14 protein-coding genes are annotated in these 15227 nt (G+C 62.7%); 10 read left to right on the top strand and 4 right to left on the bottom strand.

All coding sequences use genetic code 11. From position 1 onward, the window contains the following. Positions 1 to 47: 47 nt before the first annotated feature. The 5 genes from ACN6KF_RS11920 to ACN6KF_RS11900 all read left to right on the top strand — a co-directional run bounded on the left by ACN6KF_RS11920 (position 48) and on the right by ACN6KF_RS11900 (position 5040). Positions 48 to 974 carry a carbohydrate ABC transporter permease gene (locus tag ACN6KF_RS11920; RefSeq protein WP_434957031.1) on the top strand — a complete coding sequence of 309 codons (927 nt, stop codon included), beginning with the start codon at positions 48 to 50 and terminating at the stop codon, positions 972 to 974. Continuing rightward, positions 971 to 1792 (top strand): carbohydrate ABC transporter permease, encoded by an 822-nt coding sequence (locus ACN6KF_RS11915; RefSeq protein ID WP_434957030.1) that lies wholly within the window; start codon positions 971 to 973, stop codon positions 1790 to 1792. Before ACN6KF_RS11920 ends, ACN6KF_RS11915 begins: the two co-directional genes overlap by 4 nt. Positions 1793 to 1796: 4 nt before the next feature. Further along, the gene (locus ACN6KF_RS11910) at positions 1797 to 2888 is read left to right on the top strand and encodes an ABC transporter ATP-binding protein (protein WP_434957029.1); all 1092 of its coding nucleotides are present in this window, start codon (positions 1797 to 1799) and stop codon (positions 2886 to 2888) included. 204 nt (positions 2889 to 3092) lie between these two features. Next, complete coding sequence (locus ACN6KF_RS11905) at positions 3093 to 3878, top strand: ThuA domain-containing protein (RefSeq protein WP_434957028.1); 786 nt, start codon at positions 3093 to 3095, stop codon at positions 3876 to 3878. 121 nt (positions 3879 to 3999) lie between these two features. Then, complete coding sequence (locus ACN6KF_RS11900) at positions 4000 to 5040, top strand: Gfo/Idh/MocA family protein (RefSeq protein ID WP_434959659.1); 1041 nt, start codon at positions 4000 to 4002, stop codon at positions 5038 to 5040. A 174-nt stretch (positions 5041 to 5214) separates the two neighbouring features. Here the strand turns inward: ACN6KF_RS11900 and ACN6KF_RS11895 are convergent, their stop codons facing one another. Genes ACN6KF_RS11895 through ACN6KF_RS11880 form a run of 4 tightly spaced genes read right to left on the bottom strand, consistent with a single transcriptional unit; the run spans position 5215 to position 8780 of the window. Beyond that, a complete protein-coding gene (locus ACN6KF_RS11895; RefSeq protein WP_434957027.1) occupies positions 5215 to 6021 on the bottom strand; it encodes a 3-methyl-2-oxobutanoate hydroxymethyltransferase in 807 nt (268 codons plus the stop codon). Positions 6022 to 6073: 52 nt separating this feature from the next. After that, positions 6074 to 7297 (bottom strand): NAD(P)/FAD-dependent oxidoreductase, encoded by a 1224-nt coding sequence (locus ACN6KF_RS11890; protein WP_434957026.1) that lies wholly within the window; start codon positions 7295 to 7297, stop codon positions 6074 to 6076. A 16-nt stretch (positions 7298 to 7313) separates the two neighbouring features. Next, positions 7314 to 7628, bottom strand: coding sequence for a MocE family 2Fe-2S type ferredoxin (locus tag ACN6KF_RS11885; protein WP_434957025.1), 315 nt, complete (start codon positions 7626 to 7628; stop codon positions 7314 to 7316). Positions 7629 to 7664: 36 nt separating this feature from the next. Further along, entirely contained in the window at positions 7665 to 8780 is a 1116-nt protein-coding gene (locus tag ACN6KF_RS11880; protein WP_434957024.1) for a fatty acid desaturase family protein, read from the bottom strand. Positions 8781 to 8935: 155 nt separating this feature from the next. Here ACN6KF_RS11880 and ACN6KF_RS11875 point away from each other — a divergent pair, with 155 nt between their 5' ends. The 5 genes from ACN6KF_RS11875 to ACN6KF_RS11855 all read left to right on the top strand — a co-directional run bounded on the left by ACN6KF_RS11875 (position 8936) and on the right by ACN6KF_RS11855 (position 15054). Further along, on the top strand, positions 8936 to 9961 hold the full coding sequence (locus tag ACN6KF_RS11875; protein WP_434957023.1) for a LacI family DNA-binding transcriptional regulator: 1026 nt from the start codon (positions 8936 to 8938) through the stop codon (positions 9959 to 9961). 291 nt (positions 9962 to 10252) lie between these two features. Beyond that, the gene (locus tag ACN6KF_RS11870; RefSeq protein ID WP_434957022.1) at positions 10253 to 11083 is read left to right on the top strand and encodes a TIM barrel protein; all 831 of its coding nucleotides are present in this window, start codon (positions 10253 to 10255) and stop codon (positions 11081 to 11083) included. Positions 11084 to 11261: 178 nt separating this feature from the next. Continuing rightward, a complete protein-coding gene (locus tag ACN6KF_RS11865; RefSeq protein WP_434957021.1) occupies positions 11262 to 12191 on the top strand; it encodes a sugar ABC transporter substrate-binding protein in 930 nt (309 codons plus the stop codon). 142 nt (positions 12192 to 12333) lie between these two features. Then, entirely contained in the window at positions 12334 to 13866 is a 1533-nt protein-coding gene (locus ACN6KF_RS11860) for a sugar ABC transporter ATP-binding protein (protein WP_434957020.1), read from the top strand. A 138-nt stretch (positions 13867 to 14004) separates the two neighbouring features. Further along, complete coding sequence (locus ACN6KF_RS11855; protein ID WP_434957019.1) at positions 14005 to 15054, top strand: ABC transporter permease; 1050 nt, start codon at positions 14005 to 14007, stop codon at positions 15052 to 15054. Positions 15055 to 15227: the final 173 nt, after the last annotated feature.

Here is a 15227-nt window from a genome sequence, read left to right as displayed (position 1 = left end):
GGCGCATCCGCTGGCCAACTCTTCCTGCTTCCCTCTGGGAGTCCCCAATGGCAAGTCAATCAGAACTGACACGGACAAGGGTTCGGTCGGCATGGCTGTTCCTGTTGCCCATGCTGGTCGTGCTGGCTGTCGTCGCCGGGTGGCCGCTGCTGCGCACCATCTGGTTCGGCTTCACCGATGCCAAGCTGAGCAGTCCCGGCAATTACAAGATCGTCGGCTTCTCGAACTATCTGGCCAATGTCGACGGGCGCTGGATCGGCCTGCTCGCCAACAAGGTGTGGTGGCTTTCGGTCTGGAACACGGTGTGGTTCTCGCTGGTATCCGTGGCCCTGGAGACGGTGCTCGGAACCATCGTCGCGCTGGTGCTGAACGCCAATTTCAAGGGGCGCGCCTTCGTCCGTGCCGCGGTGCTGATCCCCTGGGCCATTCCGACCATCGTCTCGGCCAAGATGTGGCTGTGGATGCTCAACGACCAGTTCGGCATCCTCAATCACATCCTGCTCAGCTTGCACATCATTTCGAGCCCGGTGGCCTGGACCGCCAATTCGCAGACGGCGATGTGGGCCGTGATCATGGTGGATGTCTGGAAAACGACGCCCTTCATGGCCCTGCTGATCCTGGCGGCACTGCAGATGATGCCATCCGACTGCTATGAGGCGGCCAAGGTCGACGGCATCCACCCCGTGAAGGTGTTCTTCAAGGTGACGCTGCCGCTGATCCGCCCGGCCCTGATGGTGGCTGTGGTCTTCCGCGCCCTCGACGCGTTGCGCATCTTCGACCTGATCTATGTGCTGACCTCGGGTAGCCGGGACACCATCTCGATGTCGGGCTTTGCCCGGCTGCAACTGGTCGACTTCGCCAAGACGGGGCTCGGCTCGGCAGCGGCGACGCTGCTGTTCCTGGTGATCGGCATCATCACCGTGCTGGCTATGACCGTGGGCAAGGTGCGTGTTTCGGAGGATGCAACGCGATGACCAAGGTCCTCAAACCCATCGGATTCTGGCTGCTGGTCGTCGTCATCGTCCTCTACGCCGTTTTTCCGTTCTACTACGCCATCATCACCTCGATGCGTACGGGCCAGGCTTTGTTCTCGACCTCGCTGCTGCCCGACAGTCTGGACTTCTCCAATTATGTCGGCGTGTTCGAGCAGCAGCCCTTTGCCTGGAACATCTGGAACTCGATCCTCGTCGCCGTCACGGTGGTGCTGATCTCGCTCTTTTTGGGGGTGACGGCCGCCTATGCGCTGGGCCGGGTCCACTTCAAGGGCAGGGGCCTCCTCTTGATGACCATCCTGGCCGTGTCGATGTTCCCACAGGTCGCGGTGCTGTCGGGCATGTATGAGGTTGTGCGCGCCTTCGGCCTCTACAACACCATGCCGGCGCTGGTGCTTTCCAACCTGATCCTGACGCTGCCCTTCACCGTATGGGTGCTCACCACCTTCATGAAGGAACTGCCGCGGGAACTGGAAGAAGCGGCTTTCGTCGACGGCGCCAGCCCCTGGACGGTGGTACGCCGCGTGTTCATGCCGCTGATGTGGCCGGCCATGGTGACGACGGGCCTGCTCGCCTTCATCGCGGCCTGGAACGAATTCCTGTTCGCGCTGACCTTCTCGCCCGACAACCGCACCGTGCCGGTGGCGATCGCCTCGATGAGCGGCGCCAGCCAGCAGGAACTGCCCTGGGGCAACATCATGGCCGGCTCGGTCATCGTGACGCTGCCCCTCATCGTCCTCGTCCTCATCTTCCAACGCAAGATCGTCGCGGGTCTCACCGCTGGCGCCGTCAAGGGTTAAGCAAATGGCGAGTGTGACACTCAAGAATATCCGCAAGGCCTTTGGCCGGATCGAGACCCTGCATGGCGTCAACCTGGACATCGAAGACAGGGACTTCGTGGTCTTCGTCGGTCCGTCGGGCTGCGGCAAGTCGACCTTGCTGCGCCTGATCGCCGGATTGGAGGACATCACGTCCGGCGACCTCCTGATCGACGGACAGCGCGTGAACGACAAGACCCCCAAGGATCGCGGCATCTCGATGGTGTTCCAGTCCTATGCGCTCTATCCGCACATGAACGTCTATCAGAACATGGCCTTCGGCCTGGAACTGGCGAAGACCGATACGCAGACCATCGACCAGAAGGTGCGCGAGGCAGCGAAGATCCTGGAACTGACGCCGCTGCTCGAGCGCCTGCCCAAGCAGCTGTCCGGCGGCCAGCGCCAGCGCGTCGCCATCGGCCGCGCCATCGTGCGCAACCCCAAGGTCTTCCTGTTCGACGAGCCGCTCTCCAACCTCGATGCGGCGCTGCGCGTGCAGATGCGCATTTCCATCGCCAAGCTACACAAGCAGATGGGCGCCACCATGGTCTATGTCACCCATGACCAGGTGGAGGCCATGACGCTGGCCGACAAGATCGTGGTGCTGAACGCGGGCAATGTCGAGCAGGTCGGCGCGCCACTGGAACTCTACCACAACCCGCACAATTTGTTCGTCGCCGGCTTCATCGGTTCGCCGCAGATGAATTTCATCGATACCGAGGTGCAGGCGGCCGACGCCTCCGGCGTGAAAGTCGCCTTGCCAGGCGGGGGCAGCGTGGTGGCCAAGGTCGACGGCAACGGCGTGCGTGCCGGCGACAAGGTGAAGCTCGGCATTCGGCCCGAACATCTGCAGGAAACCGGCGGGGAGGCCTCGTTCACCGGCGATGTCGAAGTGGTCGAGGAACTCGGCGAAAGCCATTTCCTCTATGTGCGCACGGCGGACGGCAGGCTGGTGACATTGCGCCATGCCGGGGACGCACCCGTGGTCGCCGCGACCAAGGTGAATATCGGCGTGCCGGGAGAATTGTCGCATGTCTTCAAGGCCGACGGGGCGGCCCTGCGGCGGCTCCAGGCCTAGAACGACCTTGGCGGACGGCACCAGGGGCGTCCTCCGGGAACTCCTCGCGTAGCCGCCCGCCACCGGTGCAACGAGCATCGGTCCCGGCGAGCTTCGCCGGACCTGAAAATATCCTCAGATCCCACCTTCAATCATGCCCCAGGATGTGGCAGAGATTTCAATTAAAGCGCTTTGAATCGCCGTTGACGGCAAAGGAAATCCGACATGACTATCCGCGCACTCGTCTGGAACGAGAACCGGCATGAGCAGACCAACGCCCTGGTGCGCCAGCTCTATCCCAAGGGCATTCATGGCGAGGTTGCGGCGGCGCTGGAGGAGGCCGGGGGCATCAGTGTCGGTACCGCGACTCTCGACGAGCCCGAGCATGGCCTGACCGTCGAGAAACTCAAGAATACCGACGTTCTGCTGTGGTGGGGCCACACTGCTCACGGCGAGGTCAAGGACGAGATCGTCAAGCGCGTGCAGGAGCGCGTCTGGGAGGGCATGGGCCTGATCGTTCTGCATTCGGGCCATTTTTCCAAGATCTTCAAGCAGCTCATGGGCACGCCCTGTGCCCTGTCCTGGCGCGAGGCCGGGGAGGTCGAGCGGCTGTGGGTGCTGAACAAGAACCACCCGATCGCCGAAGGCCTGCCGGAATATTTCGAGATCGAGCATGAAGAAATGTATGGCGAGCCCTTCACCGTGCCCGAGCCGATGGAGACGCTGTTCATCTCCTGGTTCGAAGGCGGCGAAGTCTTCCGCTCGGGGCTGACCTATCAGCGCGGCGCCGGCAAGATCTTCTACTTCCGTCCGGGCCACGAGGCCTATCCGACTTACCACAACGCCACCGTGCGCAAGGTGCTCGGCAACGCGGTGAAATGGGCTTTCAATCCCGCGACGGCCTGGAAGCGAGTCAACGAAGCGCCCAACACGCCGCATGACAAGGCGCCCGTGCCTCTGGAAGTGAAGGGGCCACGGCTCCACGAGGATGGTGAAGAAGGCTTCCGGTGAATTTGGAGCGCGGACATCTCGGCGACATGCTTGCACGTCGCGATGTCCGCACTTCCTGATCGCCTGACGTTTCCAAGAGCGGACGGGATGTCCGCGCTCCCGAGATCATTCCATGTCCAAGATCCGCATTCTCGTGCTCGGCACCGGCAATATGGCGGCCAATCACGCCCGGCACTTCCAGGCCTCTCCCGATGCCGAGGTGGTGGCGGGCGTCGACATCGATGATGCGAGGGCGCGCCAGTTCAGCGACGAGCATGGCATCCCGCACTCCTTCGGTGATCTCGACGAGGCGATCGCCTGGGGCGGCTTCGATGCCGTAGCCAATGTCACGCCCGACAGGTTTCACCATCCCACCACGATGAAGCTGATCCTCGCGGGCAAGCATGTCCTGTGCGAGAAACCGCTGGCCGAAACCTTCCCGCAGGCCGACGAGATGGCGACGGCGGCCGAGGCCGCCGGCCTGATTGCCATGGTCAACCTGTCCTATCGGGATGTGCCGGCGCTGCAAGCGGCCCACGGCATCATTGCACGCGGCGAGATCGGCGAGGTTCGCCATGTCGAGGCCTCCTATCGCCAGAGCTGGCTGGTGGGCAATCACTGGGGTGACTGGTCGACCGAGCCGCGCTGGCTCTGGCGTCTGTCGGAGGAGCATGGCTCCAAGGGCGTGCTAGGCGATGTCGGCATCCACATCCTGGATTTCGCCAGCTATGCCGTGAGCATGACGCCGGTCGCGTTGCAGGCGCAACTCGCGACTTTCCATAAGGCATCGGGCGACCGGATCGGCGACTATCCGCTCGATGCCAATGACAGCGCGGTGATGTCGGTGCGTTTCGAAAATGGCGCGCTGGGCGTGATCCATACCAGCCGTTTCATGACTGGCTATGCCAACACGCTGAAGCTCAGTGTCTTCGGCACCAAGGGCGCGATCGAGATCAATCACGGCCCCTTTACCAGCCTGCGCATCTGCACCGGGGACGGCATCCACACCCAGGCCTGGCGCGATTTGCACGCCGATCCGGTGAAGACCAATTACCAGCGCTTCATCGCGGCGGTGCAGAGCGGAGAGAACGCCGAACCCAGCTTCCGCCACGCCGCCAATCTGCAGCGCGTGATTGATCGCTGCTTCGACACGGATATCGCCTCGGCGCCACCGATCGCCTGATCGTCTTTTGGGTGCGGGGGCGAGACGCCCATAGGCGCTAACTTTGGGTGGTGGCACCAGATTGGAGGATCGATCTCCAGATCGACCCTCCTGCTACCTACGCCTCTGGCCGCAAAGTTAGCGCCTATGGGCGAGACGCCTGCGTCCTCGGGAGCGGCCTCACAGTGCCTGCGATCAGGCCGCGTCGGCATCGAGCGCCTTCAGGAAGCGCTCGAGTTCCTCGCCGGCAATGCCGACGACCTGGTTCGGCGCCGGGAAGGCACCATTGGCGACGTCGGCATTGTATTCGGAAAATGCCGCGATGCGTTCCTTTTGCAGGCGCTCATATTCAGCGCGGAAATTGCGATAGACCTTGGCATGACGCGGATAATGCCCGTCATGGGCGCCGAGCACATCGTCTGCGAACAGGTACTGCGCATCGCATCCTCCGCCGGCGCCCATGGAGATCATGAACAGGCTGGTCCGGCGGCCGATGGCCGCGGCGACCTCCACCGGCACCACTTCGATCTCCGCCGCAAAAGCACCGGCTTCCTCGAGAGCCTTGGTCTGCTGCCAGACCTGCCAGGCGGTCTCGAAGGTCTTGCCGACAGCCTTGAAGCCGCCGGTCCAGGTCCGATGCGAGGGGATCAGGCCGACATGGCTCACTACGGGAATGCCTTCGTCGCGAAGCCGCCGGATGGTGGCAAGGCTGGCGGCGCAATAGACGGCGTCTGAACTCTGCTGCCTGGCAAGGAAGGCGGCCCGCAGATAGTCTTCCGCGCTGACGTAGTGGCCATGTTCCAGCCCGGTCACCGCAAAGGCCGTCGGTGCCGCATCACGGAAAGCGGGCTCGGCGATCAGCTTGGGGGGAACCGAGAGCATGCCGATGCCGGCGCGCTCGGCCGCCTCGGCCTCTTCCAGTGTGGTGACTCTCAGTTTGGCGATCTGCTTCTTGCCGCGAAGCGCAAGCAGGTCGGCAACGGTGGGACGAAGGCGGGCCATGACGGTCTCCAGGGGGCTGCGGTAAGATCGCATCGTCGAGGCGCAGGACGGATCAGGCAGCGAGAAGGGATTTGAGGCGGGTGTTGGGATCGGTGAGCTTGTCCCTGTCCGGGTGCGCGCGCCTGGCAATCAGCATCTCGCAAAGCCGGATATCCTTGGCGACGGCATTGCCGGGGCCGATGCCACTGGCGGCGACCAGGCGTCCGCCATCGTCGAGATGGCAGAGGATGAAGGAACCGTCCGCACCGTCTCGGCGAATGGTATGGCGCCCCTCGTCGACCAGTCCGGCGACCTGCAGGGATAGGTCATACTGATCCGACCAGAACCAGGGAACGGCGTCAAAGGCGACGTCTTCGCCCAGCATTGTGCGGGCGGCATGCGCGCCTTGCTCTTGGGCGTTGCGCCAGGATTCCAGACGCACGCGCCGTCCGCCATAGACGGGTAGGGGAAAAGAACAGCAATCGCCGGCCGCGAAGATGGCTTCGTCGCTTGTCCGGAGCCTGGCGTCGACGGCGATGCCGTTGTCAACGACAAGGCCTGCCGCCTCAGCCAGCATTGTGCTGGGCGAAGCACCGACGCCGAGAACGACGAGGTCGGCGAGCACCAGTTTTCCGCTGGTAAGGCGGACGGCGAGGCCGTCTGGCTCCTCCTCGATGGCGGAGATGCCTTCGCCGCACAGCAGCGTGCAGCCTGCCGCTCGATGGCGCTCTTGCACGACCTCGGCGATATCGGCGGGCACCCCCCGACTGAGCAGCCGTGGAAGTGCCTCGATGATGGTGACCGCCGCGCCGCGCTGGCGGGCGCTGGCAGCGAGTTCCAGCCCGATGAAGCCGCCGCCGATGATGACGATTTCCGCACCCGGACGAAAACGTTCCCTCAGATGCAGGGCATCCTCGAAGCGCCGCAGCGTCACGCATCCGGGCCTGTTCGCGCCAGCCAGGGGCAGCCGGCGAGGCGCTGCGCCGGTGGCAAGGAGCAGCTTTTCATAGGTGAGGGCATTGCCGTCATCGAGCCGAACCAGCCGCCTGTCCCGCTCGATCGTTGCGACGGTGCGCTTGGCCAGATGGACGATGGCATCGGCCTCGAAGCGCTCTTCCGCCACGATATAGCGCGGGGAAGGGCCGGCTTCGTCCAGCAGCGTCGCCTTCGACAAGGGCGGACGCTCATAGGGGGCGTGAACTTCGTCCCCGATCAGGGTGATGGAGCCTGCCCAGCCGTTCTCGCGAAGGGCGAAGGCGGCCCTGGCGCCCGCCTCGCCGGCGCCGACGATGACCATGCCCGGTTGCATCGGATCAACCGAGCTGGATCTGGACCTTGCCGTCGGCGAGCCGGACGGCATAGGTCTTCAGGTTGATGCAGACGGGGGCGCCCTTGGCCTCTCCGGTCTTGTAGTTGAATCGCCCATTGTGCTTGGGGCATTCGATGATGTCGTCCATCACCAGGCCGTCGGCGAGGTGGATCTGTTCATGGGTGCACAGCCCGTCCGTCGCGAAATATTCATCGTCCGGGCTGCGATAGAGCGCATAGGTGCGGCCGGCATGATCGAAGCGCAGGACATCTTCCTGCTCGATATCCTCGCTATCGCAGGCGTCGATCCAGGTGCTCATTTTTTCCTCCCGATGTGATTTTGCGTCTTGTGTCTGTCAGTGGTGCTGGCCGGCGAAACGGGCACGCGGGTCGTCGGGCGTGATCACCTCGCCATGCAGGTCGGGGCGATAGGGCTGGGCGCTTGCAGGGAGCATCCGCCGCACGAAATATTCGGGATCCTTCCTCTGTCGAAACAGGGCCGGGATGATCTCGCGATAGGCCGCGATCGTGTTGCGGTAGGGCGTCGGCGTGTCGGCAAGCATGGCCTTATGCAGTTCCGGGAGCGCGTGATAGGGCACCATCGGGAACATGTGATGCTCGACGTGATAATTCATGTTCCAGTACACGAAGCGGAAAAACGGGTTCATGTAGACGGTGCGCGAGTTGAGGCGGTGGTCGAGCACGTTCTCGGCCAGGCCCGCATGCTGCGTCAGCCCGAAATAGAGGGTGAGCCAGCCACCATACATGGTAGGCAGCACACCCACGAACATCATCGGCAGCCAGGATTGCAGTGCTAGCGAGAGTGCGACGGTGGCGGCATGGATGGCGAGCCAGATGCGGGCGACCAGATAGACCTTGCCGCGCTCCATCTCCGGCACGAAGGTCTCTTCCTCCTCGCTGAGCCTGCCGGTGGCATGCAGGGCGAGGCTTTTGAGAGCAGCCCAGGTCGAGGAGATCGCGAAGACATTCGAGACGAGGCGCAGCATTGCCGGCGGCCGCATGGCGGCGATCTCGGGGTCGCGGCCGACGATGATGGTATCGGTGTGGTGTCGGGTATGGCTCCAGCGCCAGATCGTCGGCTCGCGCATGATCATGAAGCAGGCGATGTGATAGATCACATCATTCATCCAGCGCGTACGGAAGGCGGTGCCATGCCCGCATTCGTGCCAGCGTGAGTCCGAAGCCGAACCGTAGAGAATGCCGTAAAGTGCGAAGAACGGCACGCACCACCAGCTTCCCCACAGCACTCCGGCGGCAAGGCCGCTCACCAACAGCCCGGCCAGCCATAGGGCGGTGTCGCGGATCGCCGGAGCATCCTTGCGCTGCATGAGTTCCTTCATGCGCTTGCGGGGAATATCGCACCGATACCATTCGGCGGCGGCCAGGCCACTCTCGACGGCGGCCTGGGCATCGCGCCCGATCAGACTGTAGTCGCGCCGGGTCGGCATCATTGCGGAGCTCCCTTGTCCGGCCCGGTTCCGATCAGGCCTCATCCTTGACATCGATGCTATGTCGCACCGGTGCGGGGCTCAATGGGCGGTTGACAGTTTCTATCAAAACACGTCAAAACGACTATCATCATGATGTAATTCCATCAGAGACAGCCATGGCAAGGCCCACGATCCAGGATGTCGCGAGGGAGGCGGGTGTCAGTCCCGCAACCGTTGACCGTGTACTAAACGGCAGGCTTCCGGTCCGGCCGGAAACAGCCCGGCGCGTGGCTGAGGCGGCCAAGGCACTCGGCTACTACGCCGCTGGGCTGATCCAGCAGCGCCTCGATCGCGATACGCCGCATTTGCGGCTCGGCTTCCTGCTGCTCAAATCCGAGTCTCCCTTCTACAGCTTGCTGGCCCAATCCATCGCCGAAGCGGCCGCTTCGGCGCCCGGCTATCGCATCTCCGCCATCATCGAGCATCATGGCGACACCTCGCCGACCGTGGTGGCCGAGCGGATGCACCGGTTGGGTGAACGGTGCCAGGCCTTGGCCGTCGTGTCGGTGGACCATCCCCAGATCACCGTGGCCGTCGCCGAATTAAAGGCCCGCAACGTGCCAGTCTTCGCCTTGCTGTCCGATTTCGCCGCCGAACATCGGGCGGCTTATGTTGGCCTCGACAATCGCAAGGCAGGACGCACCGCTGGCTGGCTGATCGCGCGGACGGCACGCCGGCCCGGCAAGGTCGGCATCATTCTCGGCAGCCATCGTTTCCACGGCCATGAACTCAGGGAAATCGGGCTGCGCAGCTATTTCCGCGAGCATGCGCCCGATTTCGAGGTGCTGGACAGCCGTGTCAATCTCGAGGAACCGAGCATCGCCCATGAGGCGACCTTCGGCCTGATCAGGCGGCATCCGGATCTGGCGGGGCTCTATGTGGCCGGCGGCGGCATGGAGGGCGTGATTGCCGCCTTGCGCGAGGAAAAGGCGGAAGGGCTGGTGGCGGTTTGTCCCGAGCTGACGCCGGGCTCGCGCCTGGCCTTGAGCGAAGAGGTGATTTCCTTCGTCATCGCGACACCGCTGCCGCAACTGCCCGTGGAACTCATCCGCGTCATGGCGCAGGCCTGCCTTGCGGGCAGCGTGGAAGGAGCCGGACAGGTTTTCCTGCCCTTCAATCTCTATCTTCCCGAAAATATCTAGAACGTTTGACGCCTGCTCGGCCTTGCGGAGCGCGGCCGGGCATGTTGCCGGGCCCGGCCAACCGCAATGGCGCGCGCGATCCCGGCGACCGATGGTGCAGCGCGCGCGAGCGAGCGCGCAAAAGAAATGCGCACTTGACAGCGCAGTGCAAAAATAGAATATTAATTCCAATTAAGATCAAAAACGGTCCAATCATTCTATTTTGATGACAGGTACCGGAAAGCACATGGCGTCGGAAACTGGCGCTGGCGAGGTTGGAAATCAGGCGCTTGCGCCTGCAAGGAGTGTTTCATGACAGGCGGAGCCGAATCCTTCGCTCTCAACCATATGACCGCGCCGAAGCTGCGGCCTGCGGAATTCTTCGCGCTCGCCCGCAATCTGGGGATCGCCGAGGTCGAGATCCGCAACGATCTCGCCGGCAATGCCATACTCGATGGGACATCCGCGGTTTCGATGCGGGAGGAAGCGCGGCGAGCCGGTGTCGAAATCCTGTCGATCAATGCCCTGCAACGCTTCAACGAGTGGACCGCGGCGCGGGCATCGGAAGCGGAAGAGCTTGCCGATTATGCGGCCGGTGCAGGCGCCAAGGCCCTCGTGCTGGTGCCGCGCAATGACGGTGACGGGTGCGGCGATGGTGAGCGCCTTCCCAATTTGATCGAGGCATTGGAGGCGCTCAAGCCGATCCTGTCGTCACGCGGGCTGAGCGGTCTCGTCGAACCGCTCGGCTTCGAAATCTGCTCCTTGCGCCTGAAATCGGAAGCGGTCGCCGGTATCGATACGGTCGATGGTGCGCGGACCTTCAAACTGGTGCATGATACGTTCCATCATCATCTTGCCGGTGAGGCGGCATTGTTCCCGAACCGCACTGGGCTGGTCCATATCTCCGGCGTGGACGACACGTCCGTAGCGGTGGAGGAGATGCGGGACAGCCATCGCGGCCTTGTCGGGGCGGACGATCGTCTGGGCAATATCGCTCAGATCAAGGCGCTGCGCGCCGGCGGCTATACCGGTGCGCTCTCCTTCGAGCCTTTCGCCGAAAGCATACAGAAAATGGATGCCGGGCAGATCCAGGATCGCATCGCCGCGAGCATGGCTCTGATCGCGGCAGGGTTGATGTCCTGAGCAAAACGCGTTCGAGCATGAACGCGTTTTGCTCCAAGCCTTTGTTTCTACGGGCCTTTGTAATTCTGGATGATTCCAGCAAATCGCAAGGTGTTTTGACGGTCTACCAATTCCCCGCAAGGGGATTATCCGGAAAATGACGGGTGCTGCCGGACATCCGACCCAGGGAGGAGACACGATGAAACGGACCCTTTTTGCCCTCGCCGCGACGGCTTTGCTGTGTGGCACGGCGTCCGCCCAGAGCGTGGGCGTCAGCATGGCCAAGTTCGACGACAATTTCCTCACCGTGCTGCGCAATGGCATGACGGACTACGCCAAGACGCTGCCGAGCGTGAAGCTGCAGGTCGAGGACGGCCAGAACGACGTCAACAAGCAGCTCAGCCAGATTCAGAACTTCATCGCTCAGAAGGTTGACGCGATCATCGTCAATCCCGTCGATACCGATGCCACCCCGCAGATGACCAAGCTCGCCACCGAGGCGGGTATTCCCCTGGTGTTCGTCAACCGCATGCCGTCCGATACCAAGCTGCCTGAGAAGGTCGCCTTCGTTGGCTCCGACGAGGCCCAGTCCGGCACACTCGAGATGCAGGAGATCTGCAAGCTGATGGGCGGCAAGGGCGACATCGTGGTGATCATGGGCGAATTGTCGAACCAAGCGGCCCGCCAGCGCACGCAGGACGTCGAGGACGTCATCGCCAAGGAACCCTGCACCGGCATCAAGATCCTGCAGAAGCAGACGGCCAATTGGGACCGGACCGCGGCCATCGATCTGATGACCAATTGGATCACCTCGGGCATCAAGCCGGCGGCCGTGGTTTCCAACAATGACGAAATGGCGATCGGCGCCATTCAGGCGCTGAAGCAGGCAGGGATTGCCGGCGGCAAGACCATCGTCGGTGGTGTGGACGCGACGCAGGACGGCCTCGGCGCGATGAAGGATGGCGATCTCCAGGTCACCGTCTTCCAGAATGCCGAAGGACAGGGCAAGGGCGCCGTCGATACCGCGCTCAAGCTGGCCAAGGGCGAGAAGATCGCCGATCCGATGGTGTGGGTGCCCTTTGAACTCGTGACGCCTGCCAATATGGACAAGTACCTCAAGAAGAACTGAGCGCAATCGCGCCAAAGTCCCTCCGGTCGATGCCGGAGGGACCTGGAAATATTCACCGCCTGTCTGGCCGCAGGTCCGGAGCCAAGCTTCGGGCGACCAGAACGCACGTCGGCAGCATGGCGCTGGCAGAGGGGAAATGAGGATGGCCGTCGCACAATCGACCGCGCCCGAAAGGGCCGGGCAAGCCAAGTCCGATTACCTGATCGAAGTGGAGGGCGTTCGCAAGGGGTTCCCCGGCGTTCTCGCGCTCGACAATGTTTCGTTCAAGCTGCGCCCGGGCACGGTGCACGCCCTGATGGGTGAAAACGGAGCCGGCAAGTCGACGCTGATGAAGATCATCGCCGGCGTCTATCAGACCGATGCCGGCACGATGAAGCTTCGCGGACAGGAAGTGCGTTTTTCAGGACCGCTCGATGCCTTGGAAAACGGCGTGGCGATGATCCATCAGGAACTCAACCTGATGCAGTACATGACGGTGGCGGAGAATGTCTGGATCCGGCGTGAGCCGCTGACCTGGCTCGGCTTCGTCGACCATGCCGAACTCAATCGCCGCACCTCCAAGCTGTTCGAGCAATTGAAGATCAAGATCGACCCTGCGGCCGAGGTCGGCACGCTCAGCGTAGCCAATCGGCAGATGGTCGAGATCGCCAAGGCCATCTCCTACAACTCCGACGTGCTCATCATGGATGAGCCGACCTCGGCGTTGACCGAGACCGAGGTCTCGCATCTGTTCGAGATCATCCACGATCTCAAGGCGGCCGGGAAGGGCATCGTCTACATCACCCACAAGATGAACGAGCTCTTCGAGATCTCTGACGAGGTTTCGATTTTCCGGGACGGAAAATATATCGGAACCGACCTGGCTGAGAACCTCACCCGTGACGAGATCATCCGGCGCATGGTCGGGCGCGAGATCACGCAGATGTTCCCCAAGGAGACGGTTCCGATCGGCGAGGTCGTGCTGTCGGTCAAGAATCTGACGCTCCAAGGGGTCTTTTCCGATGTCTCCTTCGACCTGCGCGCCGGCGAGATCCTCGGCTTTGCAGGGCTGGTCGGGGCAGGGCGCAGCAATGTCGCGGAGACGCTCTTCGGCGTCACGCCGGCGACGAGCGGCACCATCGCGATCAACGGCAAGCAGGTCAGCATCGGGTCGCCCTCCGTCGCGATGCGCAACGGGATGGCCTTTCTCACCGAAGACCGCAAGGACACCGGCTGCTTCCTCATTCTCGATATCCTCGAGAACATGCAGATGGCGGTTTTGACGCAACGCTATGTCAAGGCTGGCTTCGTCGCCTCCAGTGAAGTGGTGCCGGCTTGCAGCGAAATGAGTTCGACCCTGCGGGTCAAGACTCCCAACATGCACGAGCGCATCGAAAATCTCTCTGGCGGCAATCAGCAAAAGGTTCTGATCGGCCGCTGGCTGCTGACCAAGCCGCGCATTCTCATCCTTGACGAGCCGACGCGCGGCATCGATGTCGGCGCCAAGGCGGAGATCCACCGCCTGATCAGCAAGCTCGCCGGAGAAGGCGTCGCAGTCATCATGATCTCGTCCGAACTGCCCGAGGTTCTGGGCATGAGCGACAGGGTCGTCGTGATGCATGCGGGTCACGTCACCGGTATCCTCGATCGGTCGGAAGCCGACCAGGTCCGCATCATGGAGCTGGCAGCGCGATGAGAGGGATAAGAACACGACAGACACGGCTGGTAGCCGCGCATGGAAAAGAGGCGCTGCCCGGTCGATTCCTGATGGATCGGCGCAGTGGCTTCGAAATGGAAATGCACGAAGTCCGGGAATGGGGAAACGGAGGACGTCATGTCGACCAATGAGATTGCGAACAAGGCACCGGGAACCACCACGACGTCGCCGCGCCGGCGCATACCGCAGGAAGTCAGCATTCTGGTCGTGCTGATCGGCATCGGCCTGCTGTTCGAGGCACTGGGCTGGCCGGTCAAGCAGCAGAGCTTCCTGTTCAATGCGGATCGTCTCAGCATCATCTTCCTGCAGACGGCGGTGGTGGGCATCATCGCCGTCGGGGTGGCGCAGACCATCATCACCGGCGGCGTCGATTTGTCTTCCGGTTCGGTGGTGGGGGCAACGGCGATGATTGCGGCCAGCCTGGCGCAGGTCTCGACGGCCCGTTCCATCGTCTATCCCCATCTGTCCGACCTGCCCTTCATCGTGCCGGTGCTGGCAGGGCTGGCGGCCGGGCTGTTCGCCGGCGTCGTCAATGGTGCACTGATCGCCTATGCCAATGTGCCGCCCTTCATCGCCACCCTCGGCATGATGGTTTCGGCCCGCGGTTTTGCCACCTGGTACACCAATGGCGCGCCAATCAGCACTTTCACGCCCTCCTTCAGCATGATTGGTTCGTCGACCAAGATCTTCGGCGATTTCTCGATCAACTTGCCGATCACCATCTTCCTGGTGGTGGCGCTGATCTTCCACATCGCCATGCGCTACACCCGTTACGGCAAGTTCACTTATGCGATCGGTTCGAACATGCAGGCGGCGCGCGTGTCGGGCATCGACGTGAAGAAGCATCTGGTCAAGGTCTATGGCATTGCCGGCCTGCTGTCGGGCTTGGCGGCCGTGGTGATGATCGCCCGCGGCGGTTCGGGCCAGGCCGGTGCAGGCCTGGGCTATGAACTGCAGGCGATCGCAGCCGTGGTGATCGGGGGAACGTCCCTGTCGGGCGGCGTGGGACGCATCACCTCCACCGTGATCGGCCTGCTGATCCTCAGCGTCGTGCAGTCGGGTTTCACCTTCCTGGGCGTGCCGGCCTCTCTGCAGCAGATCGTGCTCGGTGCCATTATCGTCACCGCCGTGGTGATCGATCAGTACCGTCGCCGCCGAAAGGTCTGAAACGGGGCGAAGCCATCGAGCAGCTCCTTCGCGAGAAGGGGCTGCAATCTGTTTCCACAGATACGGTCGGTTGCGATCGAGCTCGATTACCCGGACAGTTCCGTTGCCATGCCGGAAACTTTCTATATCTATTCGATCTCAACGGTGACGGACGCCGGCGGGTCCTTCAAGCG

Source organism: Labrys methylaminiphilus subsp. lupini (assembly GCF_051161885.1).
In the GTDB taxonomy this organism is placed as follows: domain Bacteria; phylum Pseudomonadota; class Alphaproteobacteria; order Rhizobiales; family Labraceae; genus Labrys.
This window is presented reverse-complemented; position numbering and strand designations above follow the sequence as displayed.

Coding starts and splice junctions, on each gene's coding strand:
- ACN6KF_RS11920 (WP_434957031.1), top strand. CDS start 48: ATGGCAAGTCAATCAGAACTGACACGGACAAGGGTTCGGTCGGCATGG.
- ACN6KF_RS11915 (WP_434957030.1), top strand. CDS start 971: ATGACCAAGGTCCTCAAACCCATCGGATTCTGGCTGCTGGTCGTCGTC.
- ACN6KF_RS11910 (WP_434957029.1), top strand. CDS start 1,797: ATGGCGAGTGTGACACTCAAGAATATCCGCAAGGCCTTTGGCCGGATC.
- ACN6KF_RS11905 (WP_434957028.1), top strand. CDS start 3,093: ATGACTATCCGCGCACTCGTCTGGAACGAGAACCGGCATGAGCAGACC.
- ACN6KF_RS11895 (WP_434957027.1), bottom strand. CDS start 6,021: ATGGCCCGCCTTCGTCCCACCGTTGCCGACCTGCTTGCGCTTCGCGGC.
- ACN6KF_RS11890 (WP_434957026.1), bottom strand. CDS start 7,297: ATGGTCATCGTCGGCGCCGGCGAGGCGGGCGCCAGGGCCGCCTTCGCC.
- ACN6KF_RS11885 (WP_434957025.1), bottom strand. CDS start 7,628: ATGAGCACCTGGATCGACGCCTGCGATAGCGAGGATATCGAGCAGGAA.
- ACN6KF_RS11880 (WP_434957024.1), bottom strand. CDS start 8,780: ATGATGCCGACCCGGCGCGACTACAGTCTGATCGGGCGCGATGCCCAG.
- ACN6KF_RS11875 (WP_434957023.1), top strand. CDS start 8,936: ATGGCAAGGCCCACGATCCAGGATGTCGCGAGGGAGGCGGGTGTCAGT.
- ACN6KF_RS11870 (WP_434957022.1), top strand. CDS start 10,253: ATGACAGGCGGAGCCGAATCCTTCGCTCTCAACCATATGACCGCGCCG.
- ACN6KF_RS11865 (WP_434957021.1), top strand. CDS start 11,262: ATGAAACGGACCCTTTTTGCCCTCGCCGCGACGGCTTTGCTGTGTGGC.
- ACN6KF_RS11860 (WP_434957020.1), top strand. CDS start 12,334: ATGGCCGTCGCACAATCGACCGCGCCCGAAAGGGCCGGGCAAGCCAAG.
- ACN6KF_RS11855 (WP_434957019.1), top strand. CDS start 14,005: ATGTCGACCAATGAGATTGCGAACAAGGCACCGGGAACCACCACGACG.